Annotated in this window: 9 protein-coding genes; 5 read left to right on the forward strand and 4 right to left on the reverse strand. The window is 49.4% G+C overall.

The window, feature by feature from the left end:
- Positions 1–278 precede the first annotated feature (278 nt).
- Positions 279–2,165, reverse strand: coding sequence for a glutamine--fructose-6-phosphate transaminase (isomerizing) (glmS, locus tag Q0986_RS00005; protein ID WP_299402014.1), 1,887 nt, complete (start codon positions 2,163–2,165; stop codon positions 279–281).
- Between the two features lie 149 nt (positions 2,166–2,314).
- Positions 2,315–2,773: a D-aminoacyl-tRNA deacylase gene (dtd, locus tag Q0986_RS00010; protein WP_366918469.1), complete on the reverse strand. Its 459-nt coding sequence runs from the start codon at positions 2,771–2,773 to the stop codon at positions 2,315–2,317.
- A 241-nt stretch (positions 2,774–3,014) separates the two neighbouring features.
- Here dtd and Q0986_RS00015 point away from each other — a divergent pair, with 241 nt between their 5' ends.
- Positions 3,015–3,725 carry a DUF3120 domain-containing protein gene (locus tag Q0986_RS00015; RefSeq protein WP_299402018.1) on the forward strand — a complete coding sequence of 237 codons (711 nt, stop codon included), beginning with the start codon at positions 3,015–3,017 and terminating at the stop codon, positions 3,723–3,725.
- Positions 3,725–4,375 (forward strand): 5-formyltetrahydrofolate cyclo-ligase, encoded by a 651-nt coding sequence (locus Q0986_RS00020; protein WP_299402020.1) that lies wholly within the window; start codon positions 3,725–3,727, stop codon positions 4,373–4,375. The genes Q0986_RS00015 and Q0986_RS00020 overlap by 1 nt, the downstream gene beginning before the upstream one ends.
- Here the strand turns inward: Q0986_RS00020 and Q0986_RS00025 are convergent.
- On the reverse strand, positions 4,372–6,672 hold the full coding sequence (locus Q0986_RS00025) for a caspase family protein (protein ID WP_299402022.1): 2,301 nt from the start codon (positions 6,670–6,672) through the stop codon (positions 4,372–4,374). The two genes, Q0986_RS00020 and Q0986_RS00025, sit on opposite strands and share 4 nt — an antisense overlap.
- Before the next feature lie 103 nt (positions 6,673–6,775).
- Complete coding sequence (gene sat / locus Q0986_RS00030; RefSeq protein WP_299402024.1) at positions 6,776–7,942, reverse strand: sulfate adenylyltransferase; 1,167 nt, start codon at positions 7,940–7,942, stop codon at positions 6,776–6,778.
- Between the two features lie 121 nt (positions 7,943–8,063).
- Here sat and Q0986_RS00035 point away from each other — a divergent pair, with 121 nt between their 5' ends.
- The 3 genes from Q0986_RS00035 (at position 8,064) to ppc (ending at position 13,256) form a co-directional block, all read left to right on the forward strand.
- Positions 8,064–9,536, forward strand: a complete 1,473-nt coding sequence (locus tag Q0986_RS00035; protein ID WP_299402026.1) for a phosphoglucomutase/phosphomannomutase family protein — start codon at positions 8,064–8,066, stop codon at positions 9,534–9,536.
- Positions 9,537–9,554: 18 nt separating this feature from the next.
- The gene (locus Q0986_RS00040) at positions 9,555–9,764 is read left to right on the forward strand and encodes a hypothetical protein (protein WP_299402028.1); all 210 of its coding nucleotides are present in this window, start codon (positions 9,555–9,557) and stop codon (positions 9,762–9,764) included.
- Positions 9,765–10,211: 447 nt separating this feature from the next.
- Positions 10,212–13,256 (forward strand): phosphoenolpyruvate carboxylase, encoded by a 3,045-nt coding sequence (gene ppc, locus Q0986_RS00045; RefSeq protein WP_299402031.1) that lies wholly within the window; start codon positions 10,212–10,214, stop codon positions 13,254–13,256.
- Positions 13,257–13,409 lie beyond the last annotated feature (153 nt).

A 13,409-nucleotide genomic window follows, 5' to 3' on the forward strand; every position in this document is an offset into this window, starting at 1 on the left:
TGAACAACTTATGGCACGCCTCCAGAAGGCAGTGCAACAAACTCGAAAGTCTCCATTAAAATCCCACTCTTAGGAGGGCATCCCTATGGTCGAACTAACGTCCACCCAGGATTTGTTCTGGCATATTTTTTTGATCAGCACAGACTTTATAGTTGCGTATTTTACAGTGCCTGCCATCAAGACACTATTTTTGTGACCTTTGCCCAATCGTGAAGCGATCCCTACGGCAGGCTTATGCCAACGCATGCAGGGTTTCCCTATCTGCTTAAGAGGAGCGATTACTCAACGGTGACAGATTTGGCCAAATTCCGAGGTTGATCTACATCTAAGCCTCGCAAGGCTGCAATATGGTAGGACAACAATTGCAAGGGCACGACCGTTAGCAACGGCGAAATCAGTTCATCCACTGCGGGGACAGGGAGTAACGTATCAAAGGTTTCTTTGGCTTCTTGTTCATTCATGGGAGTGACCCCAATTAGCCGAGCATCCCGTGCCCGTGCCTCTTGGGCGTTCGAGAGTACTTTCTCAAACACGGTTCCTGGCATTGCGATCGCAACCACGGGTACCTTGGCATCCAGCAATGCGATCGGGCCATGCTTCATCTCCCCTGCCGGATATCCTTCCGCATGGATATAGCTAATTTCTTTGAGCTTCAGCGCACCTTCCAGGGCAATGGGGAAATTGATGCCTCGACCGATATAGATAAAGTCCTGGGTTTCGACAAAATCATGAGCTAGGGTTTCCACATATCGTTCTTGACTCTCCAACACCTGCTCTAGCTGTGCGGGAAGCTGTTGCAAACCATCAATGATTTCACCCAAGCGCTGGGGGGCAACGGTTTTGCGCTGATAGGCCAACTCAATCGCCAAAAAGTAAAAGGCCATCAGTTGGGCCATAAAGGTTTTAGTGGCCGCCACGCCAATCTCAATCCCGGCATGGGTATCAATAATAGCGGGAACCAAACGCGCCAGAGAGCTTTCGGGACGATTGGTAATGCCCAGCAGATGCGCTTGCAAATGGGCAGGTTGCTGAGCCCGACGTTGCTGTTCCGTTTCCAGGGCTGCTAGGGTGTCAGCAGTTTCTCCCGACTGGGTGACGCCAATGGTGAGGGTATTAGCCGTTATGGGGGAAGGGGCATACCGGAACTCAGAGGCATATTGGACCACGGTGGGAATACCGGCTAACTGCTCCAGTAGATGTTTACCCACCAAGCTGGCGTGCCAACTCGTCCCGCAGGCCATAATTTGGATGTTTTCCAAGTTCGCGGTTAAGTCTGGTGCCAAATTAAGGCGAATGGGACTTTTCTCTTTTCCGGGTTGCCAGTTGCTATCCACATACTGTTCCAGGCATGTGCGCACCACCCCAGGCTGCTCATAGATTTCCTTGAGCATAAAGTGCTTAAAGCCCTGCTTTTCCACCATTACGGGGTTCCAGTTGAGGGTGCGAGGTGGACGGCGAACGCGGTTGCCCTCAAAGTGATAAAGATCTACGCCTTGAGTGGTCAAGCGAGCCAGTTCTTGGTTTTCTAGGGTTAAAACCGTGCGGGTGTGGTGAATCAAAGCGGGGGTATCGGAGGCACAGAAATATTCGCCATTGCCAAATCCCACGACTAAAGGAGCTTGCTGACGGGCCACGATCAGTTCATCCGGGAAGTCGGCGGAGACCACTGCGATCGCAAAGGCCCCTTCCAAATGATTGACGGCCTGTCGCACGGCTTCTAGCAGAGAGGGGTCTCCTTTAGCCTGCAAGCCTTCCAACTTTTCTGCGATCAGATGAGGAATAACTTCCGTATCGGTTTCCGAACGAAACGTGCAGCCCCGTTCTTTCAGTTCTTCTCTCAGTTCTCGATAATTTTCGATAATACCGTTTTGCACGACGGCCAATCGTTCGCGGGCGTCTCGATGAGGATGGGCATTATGTTCTTCTGGCTTGCCGTGGGTCGCCCAGCGGGTGTGACCAATGCCTAAAACCGCAGGATTTTCCCAACTGGCTAACTTTTCTTCCAGATGATGGAGCTTACCCTTAGCCCGAATACACTGGAGTTGTGCTTCTAAGACAGTGGCAATTCCTGCTGAATCGTAGCCCCGATATTCTAGTTTCTGTAAACCCGAAAGCAAAATTCCGCTAGCTGCCTGAGGGCCAATGTAACCGACAATACCGCACATGATTCTAGAGAGACTCGCTATTGATTACCACACAGGCAGTTTGACTCAACTTCCCTAAAAATGGCAATCCCTAATGTCATCTATCTTGACTATCTCCTGGTTTGACTGTGTCAGCGAGCCCTTATGTTAGGGCAGAGGATAGCAGGTTTTCACCGTATGGATCCTTCAGCCTCTCGTTCCAAAATTAAGGTTACAGGACCATCATTTTCGATATAAACATCCATCATGGCGCCAAACTGTCCGGTTTCCACCTGTAAGCCGCTTTCTTGCAGTTTAGTCACAAATTCTTCATAAATCTGTTTTGCTATCGCTCCAGGTGCTGCTTTATCGAAGGAGGGCCGCCGCCCCTTGCGACAATCTCCATACAAGGTAAATTGGCTAATCACCAATACGCCTCCCTCAATATCCTGAACGGACTGCGACAGCTTGCCGGAGGAATCGGGAAAGATCCGCAGCTCTAAACATTTACGAGCCATCCAAGCCACTTCCTGTGCCGTATCAGAGGGGGTAATTCCTACTAATAAATTGAGACCTTTTTGGATTTTGCCAACAATTTGGCCCGCAACTTCGACCCGTGATTTATTAACTCTTTGCAAAATAACGCGCATTGGATTTGACGAGATAGTCTGGGCATAATTATGGATTATTCATAGGAGAGAGCAGGCTGTGGCCGGATCGTGGAAGGCTTAGCCACTCTCCCTTCCCGTGATACACTAATCAAAATTGAATGCCAACCCAAGGATGGTTCAACAAACGCAAAAATATTAACGAATATTAACAAATATTGCCTAAATAATCGTCTTGAATTAATAGCATTTTCATAACTTTGAAAAATCTGGAGAACAATCCTTGAAACAAACTTTTCAAAGCTCCCTCAGACAAACTATCCAAAGCATGGGGACATTTCAGAGCTGGCTGCTGTTTAGTGCCGCAATGTTTTTGGTGTCCTTACCTGTACTGATTCAAGCGCCTTTGGTCAGGACCTGGCCATGGCTCAGTCTGGTCGCCACAGGCGGGTGGCTCTTGGGAAGTTACGGGTTGATGCGGCAAGACAGAACTCGAATCTGGGGTGATTTGCTGTTTGGCTTTGCTTTAGCCTGGTTCTCTGGCTCGATTTATTGGGGTTGGTTTCGGGCCGAGCCCTTGTGGCATGTGCCGATGGAAGCGATTGGCTTGCCTGTGGCTGTTTGGGCGTTATTCAATTCCCGATTCAAAATTGGTTCGCTCTTCTTCTTAGGATCTTTGATTGGTTCGACCGTCACGGATGTGTATTTCTTCTTAGTGGATTTAATGCCCACTTGGCGAGTGTTGATTCAAACGGATCAAACCGAGGCGATGGCTTTGTTGCCTCAAGCTTTGGAACATACCCAAACCCCTTGGGGAAAGTTTTGGGCAATGGTTTTGGTGGTGGGCCTCTGTGTGATTAGCATTCGGCCCCTATTGCCCCCAGATACCTGGACGGGGCAAAAAGATCAGCTCTGTTGGTGGGCATTTTCGGGATCGGTATTGGGAACATTGTTAGTGGACAGTTTGTTCTTATTGGTGGCAACCCAGTTTTAGTGCAATCCTCTGACTCTAATCCCCTGATTCAAAAAAATCATCTCAGACGTCAATTGCTGACACAGCGTCAATCGATGCCAGTCGAGCAGTGGCGTCTTTTCAGTCAAACCCTCTGTCAGCAGTTGCTGGAATCATCCCTTTGGCAGCAAGCGAAGACGGTTTTGGCTTATATGACGTTTCGGCAAGAACCTGATCTGAGTTGGCTGTTTTTACGAGGACAAGACCGCGAATGGGGTCTCTCTCGTTGTGTGGGTAGAGACTTGAAATGGCATCGCTGCAATCCGCTGGATTCTACAATGCTGATAAAGGGCAAGTATGGGATTTTGGAACCTTATCCTGATTGTCCTGAACTATTGGCTGATGAGGTCGATTTAATTTTGGTCCCGGCAGTGGCGTGCGATCGCAACGGCTATCGCCTCGGCTATGGGGGTGGATATTACGACCGATTACTTGCCTCGCCTGATTGGTCCTCTATTCCCACTATTGGCATCGTTTTTGGTCAAGATCTACTGGACCAACTCCCCACTGAACCTTGGGATCAACCGTTGCAGGCCGTTTGTACAGAGAAAGGATTGTTCTCTACCCGTCCAGATGCCTATAGGCGCAGCTCCGAGAATTACCACAGCGCTAGCAACGGATTCCTTTCTTAAACCACCTCATGGGTAAACTGAAAGGTTGCCCACTGGTCTACATCCCAAACCCAATTGTTATCAGACGCAACCCCTATCTGTTCAGCCGTTGGGGCACTGCCATCATGTAAATCTTGCAAGACTTGCTGAGTCACCTCTAGGGGGTTCGTCAACCGCACAACCACGGGTGAGGTATTGCTTGAGGATTGGCGGATCTTACCCGCAATCTCACTGAGTCCTTTTACAAAAGGCGATCGGCTGAGAATAACGTAAGTCGTTGCCAGCCCTGTGGGTCCGCGCACCACATATTCATTCATTGAGAATGGCACCGCTAATGACCCACCCGCCGCTACGGTATCCTGGTTTGTCGTTTCCGTCTCCGGTACAGCCAGAAGCGCTTCTGGTGAGTAAATGGTAAAAAACTGGGTGCGGTTATCCACGCCTAAGACCAGCCAGTAGAGCGGGGCATCACTATAATTGCGAATCCGATATTGAATGTGTTGCCCTCTGGAAAGCTGAACCACTTGCCCCTGTTTTTCAAAGCTTGAGAGAGGAGAACTGGTCTCTTTCAAAGTCCAAGGGGCTCTGGACGTATTTTGTCGTGCCAATACTTGCGGTTTCTCAGTATCAACGCCTTCCAAAAACACCATAGCCCCGATCCGAGAGGAAAAGTCATTGACCGTGAGATCTAAGGTCTTGCAGGCCAACAGCAACTTTAAGGTGTCATGGAGCTGATTGACCGCTGTTTTAATCGCTTCTCCCGACTCCCCCCGCGTATCTGCTAATTCTTCTCCCCCCTGAGAGAACAACCCATACTGGGCTTGGGGCGGAGGTGCGGACTGTTCATCTGCTTCAGAAATATCGCTGGAGACTGAATTAACAATCACCTGTGAGGAGGATGGAGCCTGTGTAAACAGAACATCTGCATGTTGTTCACCCGCAATTACAGGATTAATATTGGGCATATCAGAAAAAGCACTGGTGGCGTCCACCCGTTCAATTCGATTGAGCTGCGATCCAAGGGCAACATTCAGCGTGATCGTCTTGGGGATGACGCGAAATGCCTCGCGAATCTTTTGCCCTGAAGTGATTTGCCCTTCTTGGTTGCAACGTCCTGTCCCCACACAACCTCGATGAGAGTCTAAACGAATCAACAGATCCCCAGATGCAGGGCGTGCATTTACCGAACGCTCTGGCAAAGATTGGGCACGGACAAAGCCATTCTCAGTGGCAGCAATCTTAAAACAAGTCATGGCTTCATAGTGATCGACCACTTGGGGCAGCACGCCGCCCAACCAAAGTGTGGCTTCTTCACCATTGTCTTCAATATCGGTCACCACTCCATCCGCACTGTCTCCTAGAGATAAAGCGGGCAGAATATCTGCACTCGTCTGCCCTCTTGACGTTGGCTGTTGCACTCGGCCGACTCGATGTTCGAGATCAGAGACAATGTGAGTAAAGCTAACAGAGGGCTTTTTAGAGGCAGACTGTTGCCACAGATGCTGGGTGAGTATATAGGTGAAGAGGCCTGAAGAGAAGTCATGCCACTGGGCTTCAACCGCCGTTTGTGAATTTTGAGAGGCAGCCAGGATCAATTCAGCAGGGGTCGACCGTCTCTGCGACTGATTCAGTAATTTTTCCTGTTGTTCTAGATCGCCTGGCAAGCTAATTTCTTGGGGGATTGCAGGCTGCGATCGCACGCGCAAATTCCCCAGCAAGGCTTTGCCAGGATAGGTAAATCCAGCGTCCAACACACAAAAGCTTTTCTGAGTATTGAGCGAGCGGAACCACGATGTCAGTTGATCCTCCAGCAGCAAATTCTCAATCGCTTGAGAACTCTTAGCGTCTTCGACGGTCCCGTCAAAGGGGATCAGCACATTGCAGGATGGAGGCGTTTTGCGTTCTGGTATATCGGTTGCGTACTGATGCAAAACACACCCATAGCCACTGAAGTGAAAAATCACACTATCCTGAGGCCGTGCCTGCTCAATTAAATGAGTAGCAAAGGCCGTCTCGATATTCTTCAGCGTTGCTTGCTTATTTTTGAGGACAACAATATCGTCTGGGTGGAACCCAAACTGATGCACCAACAACTCTCGCTGCAGCTCTAAGTCCGTTAAACACCCTTTTAGCTTTGAGTGTTTGCCCAAGTCCCGGTATTGATTAATGCCAACTAATAACGCTAGCTTGCGTGAGGTGGGTTGAGCCAGAACCTGCTGATATTGGTGGGCAAACTTCCATAGATATAAATCACTCAAACCTAGACCAGCAAGCGCTAAGCTAGTTTTTTGCAATAAAGCACGTCGAGTCAGGGCCATAATCAATATCTATGGAGAGGGCCTACTGCAGGGCAAAAAGGTAGAACCCATCATCAGTAATGGGTTCCTGCTTTCACTATATCGCCGTTTGCGAATGCAAGCCTCAAGCTTTCATCGCTGCGGCTAATTCAGACGCCACCTCGGGACGAGAAAATTCAGGTGGGGGTAACTCACCCCGACGCAGCATTTCCCTCACCTTGGTACCGGATAGATGCACCCGATCCTCAGGGCCACTCGGACTGGTTTTCGTCGTAGCCATCGATAAGGTCTTCTTACAGTAGAAGGCATGCTCAAACTTCATGGGAATAATGCCCAAGGCCTGAGTATCTAAGGTATCGAAAATGTGTTGAGCATCGTAGGTGCCATAGTAATCCCCCACGCCCGCATGATCTCGACCGACAATGAAATGGGTACATCCGTAATTCTTGCGGACTAAAGCATGGAAAATAGCTTCCCGAGGGCCTGCATAGCGCATGGCTGCAGGGTTGATGGCCAGAATAACCCGATCCTCAGGGAAATAATGCTCCATCATAATTTCGTAGCAACGCATCCGTACATCGGCAGGGATATCATCACTCTTCGTTGCTCCCACCAGTGGATGAAGGAATAACCCATCCACAGTTTCTAGGGCGCATTTTTGAATATATTCGTGGGCACGGTGAATGGGATTCCGGGTTTGGAAGCCAACAATGGTGTTCCAGCCCTTTTCACGGAAATGTTGCCGCGAGACAGCAGGATCAATTTGATAGGCCGGGAATTGGGGATGGGGCTGTCGCTCTAATAACCATACTGGCCCCGCCAGATTAACCGCACCTTGCTCGAATACCACTTTAACGCCGGGATGTTTCATCTCGTCAGTCTTATAGACTTGAAGCGCTTCTTGTGTTTTGTCATAGGTGTATTTTTCGGTCAGTTCGAGGACACCCACAAAGGCTCCCGTGGGATCATCCAGACGAACTAAATCACCAATATTGAGGGAAGCAGCCACGTCTTCAGCAACCGATAAAGTCACTGGAATAGACCAGGGCAATCCATTCTCTAGGTGCATATGATGGACGACCTGTTCATAGTCAGCCTGCCCCATAAAGCCTGCCAGTGGGCTAAATCCACCAATGGCAATCATTTCCAAGTCTGAGGTGGCGCGCTTATCCAGCTGTACACGAGGTAAGCTATCTCCTTTGGCCAGAAAATCTTGTTTTTGGGCCTCAGAGGTGATCCGATTGATCAATGAGCCACCATGGGGTGCGATAGCATCTTGGTGTTGAGTCAAAATAAACCTCCCTAAACTGCGTTCCATTCCAAATCATAAACTAAAGATTAAGTTTTGTTAGCAATTGCGGGTTAACTTTTGGTGTGTAGGATAGAGACAATGTGCCCTTAATAACTTCGCTATGCCTAACGATTCTGCGTCTTCTAACGCTCACGTATCCATATCTCCCATTAAATTTGGGACGGATGGCTGGCGGGGCATTATTGCCAAAGAGTTTACCTTTGAACGATTAATCAAAGTGGCACCTGTAGCCGCGGAGGTATTGGAGGACACCTACAGTAGCCCCGACTCCCAACGGTTGATTATTGTGGGTTACGATCGCAGATTTTTATCCGAAGAATTTGCGCAGGCGACTGCCGAAGTCGTCCAGCAGGCAGGCTATGACGTGCTGCTTGCCAACACCTTTGCCCCTACCCCTGCTTTTAGTTGGGCGGCTTATCACCGCCAGGCCTTGGGGGCTCTGGTGATTACCGCTAGCCATAACCCAGGCATTTATTCGGGACTTAAGGTCAAAGGTGCCTTTGGGGGGTCTGTGCCGCCCCCTGTAACCCAGGCGATCCAAGATCGATTGGCCACTGCTTCCTCTACCACTGCCCCTAAGCCGGGAACGCTCGATACCTTTGATCCTTGGCCAGACTACTGCCAAGTCTTGGCCTCGAAGGTTGATATTGATCTAATTAATCGGGCCATTACCCAAAAGCAGTTAACGGTCTTTGTGGATACCATGCATGGGGCGACGGCCAGTGGCCTCCAACGTCTCCTTACGGCTGAGATCACTGAACTCAACAGCGATCGCGATCCCTTATTTGAGGGCGGCGCGCCAGAACCCTTGCCTAAATACCTCGGAACCTTGATCCAAACCATCCAAACCCGCCAACAAAGCGCCGAACAAGAAGCGGTCGTTGGTTTTATTTTTGATGGTGATGGCGATCGGATCGCCGCGATGGATGGACAAGGGACGTTTCTCAGTTCCCAAATTTTGATTCCCATTCTGATTGAACATTTAGCTGCCCGTCGGCAGATGAAGGGAGAAGTAATCAAAACCATTAGCGGGTCTGAACTGATCCCTAGGGTTGCAGCGCTCCACCATTTGCCCTTGCATGAAACGCCCATTGGCTATAAATATATCGCCGATCATATGTTAGAAACCGAAGCCGTATTGCTGGGAGGTGAAGAGTCAGGCGGTATTGGCTATGGCAACCATATTCCTGAAAGAGATGGCTTGCTGTCAGCCCTGTATTTGCTGGAGGCGGCCGCCCAAACGAAGCAAGATCTCACCCATTTATATCAGCAGCTACAAGCTCAAACGGGGTACACCAGCTTCTATGATCGGATTGATCTGCCCCTCGCCTCTGAAGCAGATAAACAAAAGCTGATTGCCCAACTGCAATCTGCCCCCTTTACCCAAGTTCTCGACCAAGCTGTGACCGATGTCCTTGCCATCGACGGCTATAAGTTTCTGCTCGCCGATCACAGTTGGTTACTGATCCGTTTCAGTGGTACTGAACCTGTTCTCCGCCTCTACTGCGAATCGCATCAGCCTGAACAAATGGCTCAAATCCTGGCTTGGGCAAAAGAGTGGGCACTCCGCTAAATTTCAGAAGGTCTCGCTATGTCTTCATCCACGACTTCCTCATCCAATCAACCCTCAATCTTATTAAAGCCAGAGTGTTTGGAGGTACTGATTAGTCTCGCTATTTTGCCCTTGCTATTGGCGCTGCTGGGTCAGCAACAGCTGTTGAGAGGCTTTTTAACGCTAGGCGGCTGGTGTGAAGGCTTATTGCAAGGCATGGCCCTGCCTTTTTTAGAGATTGCCGAATAGATGGCGTCTCGTAACACTCAGGGTACCTGAAACGCGACACAGTGGGCGCACTCAGTCAGAGGCATTTCTGGAGGCATCAACCTGTCGTCATCCACTAACGCTGAACTGAAACGAGTAAATCGAGGTTTACCCCCTAGAATTGGGGTGGAGATATCGTTACTCTGGCTGGGTAGCACTCTGATCGCGTTCCGCTTGATCGCTGTTCAGCCCCCTCGTTTTCACAGATTCCATTCAGAGCAACCTCTATGTGTTCTTCCCTTGGCCCTTATGGTCCGTTCGTCCCCCTTTTAATCTCAATCTCTTATAAGCATCTAAGACAGTGACTGTAGCCTTTGCTGTGTAGTATTTTTAGTAACCCGTAGAGTACCCACTTTGTTGTCTCTTAAGATTGGGTAGATATCATACCTATCCAGATCTTGAGAACTTTTCAGGAGATCAGCGTGAATAATGCAGGCTAAGTTAGAGAAATTACTGCTACATCGGATTACAGTTATTGAAGATTTGTTGGAGACCGTTCTGCGAGATGAGTGCGGCCAAGAGTTAGTGGATCTCCTCCGTCAGCTGCGATCCATGTGTTCTCCAGAAGGGCAAGCGCCTAGCGTACCGGAAGCGGAAGTTCTGAAAGTAGTGGAGACACTGCAATTAGACGAAGCTATTCGGGCAGCGCGGGCCTTTGCGCTGTATTTTCAGCTTATTAATATCGTTGAACAACATTATGAGCAAGAGGAGAGCATTGTGCGGACGCGCGGTGCCATTCAGGACTCCACTGATGCTGCTTCAGAAGGGATGGACGCCAGGGCGATCGCTGACTCTAAAGGCCAAGGGGGGCAGAAGGGTTCGTCGGAGATGCCCGCCCAAAGCTTATTCGATATGAGCTTGCGAGAGCCTAATGCCGGCACCTTTGCTTGGCTATTCCCTAAACTCAAGCAGTTAAATGTGCCGCCTCGTCATATCCATAACATTATTCAAACGTTAGATATTAAGCTGGTGTTCACCGCCCATCCGACGGAGATCGTCCGGCAGACGATTCGGGCCAAACAACGGCGAATTGCCAAAATACTAGGGAAACTCGATGAAGCTGAAGCAGGTTTGGCGCGTAACACCCGCTCCCCCTGGGAAGTGGATGTTTTGCAGGCTGAACTGACTGAGGAAGTGCGATTTTGGTGGCGCACTGATGAGCTTCATCAATTCAGACCGACGGTCTTAGATGAGGTGGAGTATAGTCTCCACTACTTTCGTGAGGTGCTGTTTGATGCGATTCCCCAGCTCTATCACCGCTTAACCCAGCATCTACAACAGGCATTTCCCAACTTAAATCCGCCCCGCTATCACTTTTGCCAATTTGGCTCTTGGGTCGGGTCTGATCGCGACGGGAATCCCAATGTGACCCCGGAGGTCACCTGGCAAACCTCGTGCTATCAGCGCAATCTCGTTTTAGAAAAATATATCGCTTCGGTCAAAAAGCTGATTAATCTGTTGACCTTATCTCAATATTGGTGCGAAGTCCCGCCTGGTTTGGAAAAATCCTTGGGGCAAGATCAGTTGCAAATGCCAGAGGTGTATGACCAACTTTCCATTCGATTTTTGGGAGAACCCTATCGTTTCAAGCTGTCCTACATCTTGAAACGTCTGGAGAATACCCGCGATCGCAATCAACAACAGGCCCAATTGATCGACTTTTCCCAGCCTATTCATCCTCAAGGGATGAATGAGCAGATTTACTATCCTGCGGCCGCTGATTTTTTGGCAGAGCTTAAGGTGGTTAAGGAAAACCTGCAGGCTACGGACATTAACTGTCGTGAACTCGATATCTTGATGGCCCAAGTGAAAATCTTTGGGTTTAATCTCACTCAATTGGATATCCGGCAGGAAAGTTCCTGCCATTCTGATGCTCTGACTGAAATTATTGATTATTTACAAATCCTGCCTAAACCCTATAACGAGTTATCGGAATCAGAACGGCTGCAGTGGCTGGTCCAAGAGTTACAAACTCGCAGACCCTTGATTCCTCCGGAACTGCCCTTCTCAGATCAAACGCGAGAACTGATCAATACATTCCGCATGATTCGGCGGCTGCAAGAGGAGTTTGGCATTGAGATTTGCCGCACCTATATTATCAGCATGAGCCATGAGGCCAGTGATCTCTTGGAGGTGCTGATCTTTGCTAAGGAATCAGGACTCTTTGATCCGGCGACCGCTACGGGCACCTTGCACGCTATTCCCTTGTTCGAGACCGTGGATGATTTGCAGCGGGCTCCCAGTGTAATGACCCAACTCTTTGATTTAGAGCTGTATCGCAACTATCTGATTGATCCGGTGGCAGCCGCTCAGGTTCAAGATCCACAGCCCGATCCTGAGGAGGCTGAGGCAGTTAACCTCCACCTCTCTCTTCAAGAGATTATGTTGGGCTACTCTGATAGCAATAAAGACTCTGGCTTTCTTAGCAGTAACTGGGAAATCTACAAGGCTCAGCAGCGACTCCAGGAAACCGCTGAACCCTATGGGATCTCTTTACGTATCTTTCACGGACGGGGCGGCTCTGTGGGGCGTGGAGGAGGTCCTGCTTACGAAGCGATTTTGGCCCAGCCTGGCTATAGCGTTAATGGTCGGATCAAAATTACGGAACAGGGTGAAGTCGTCGCCTCTAAATATTCTTTGCCAGAGCTAGCTCTATATCACTTAGAAACCATCTCTACTGCTGTGATTCAGTCCAGTTTATTGCGATCCACAATCGATAGCATTGAACCTTGGCATGACATTATGGAGGATTTGGCCGCGCGATCGCGCAAACGGTACCGTGCCTTAATTCATGAACAAGAAGATCTCGTTGATTTCTTTTATGAAGTGACCCCCATTAATGAAATTAGCCAACTTCAGCATGCCGCTCGACCGGCCCGTCGACGAGCAGACAATCGTAGAACGCTCGATGGCTTGAGAGCAATTCCCTGGGTATTTAGCTGGACGCAAAGTCGATTTCTGCTCCCCGCTTGGTATGGCGTTGGTACCGCCCTCCAAGACTTTTTAGATGATAAATCTGCAGAGCATCTCACCTTACTCCAATATTTCTATGGAAAGTGGCCCTTCTTTAAGATGGTGATTTCCAAGGTGGAAATGACCCTGGCAAAAGTCGATTTGCAAATTGCGCATCACTATCTCCAGGAATTAACGACACCCGAAGATGTGGAACGCTTTGAGCGATTATTTGAGCAAATCTCTCAAGAATACTACCTAACCCGCGAAATGGTTTCTAAGATTACGGGCAATTCCCAACTTCTAGATGGTGATCCCAATTTGAAACGCTCTGTTCACCTCCGTAACGGCACCATTGTCCCCTTAGGTTTTTTACAAGTATCACTGCTGCGACGGTTAAGACAATATCAACGTCAGCAGAGAATTGCCCTCGGTGGCGGTAACGTGAGTGAGAAAGACCTCCTTCGCGGTGCTCTACTGACGATTAACGGTATTGCTGCGGGTATGAGAAACACGGGATAGGTGAATCGAGCCACCCTGTTTAGACGCCAATCAGGTCCAACCGCTGAGTTTTCAGGTGGGCAAGCTGGATAAGCTGCCCGGCATTATCCCAGCCTAGGCAGTAGACGGTGGCCACCGACACCCCTGCTATAAAGGTGGGGGCAGCTCGTTTCG

This window comes from Acaryochloris sp. IP29b_bin.148 (assembly GCF_028285565.1).
Taxonomy (GTDB): domain Bacteria; phylum Cyanobacteriota; class Cyanobacteriia; order Thermosynechococcales; family Thermosynechococcaceae; genus Acaryochloris.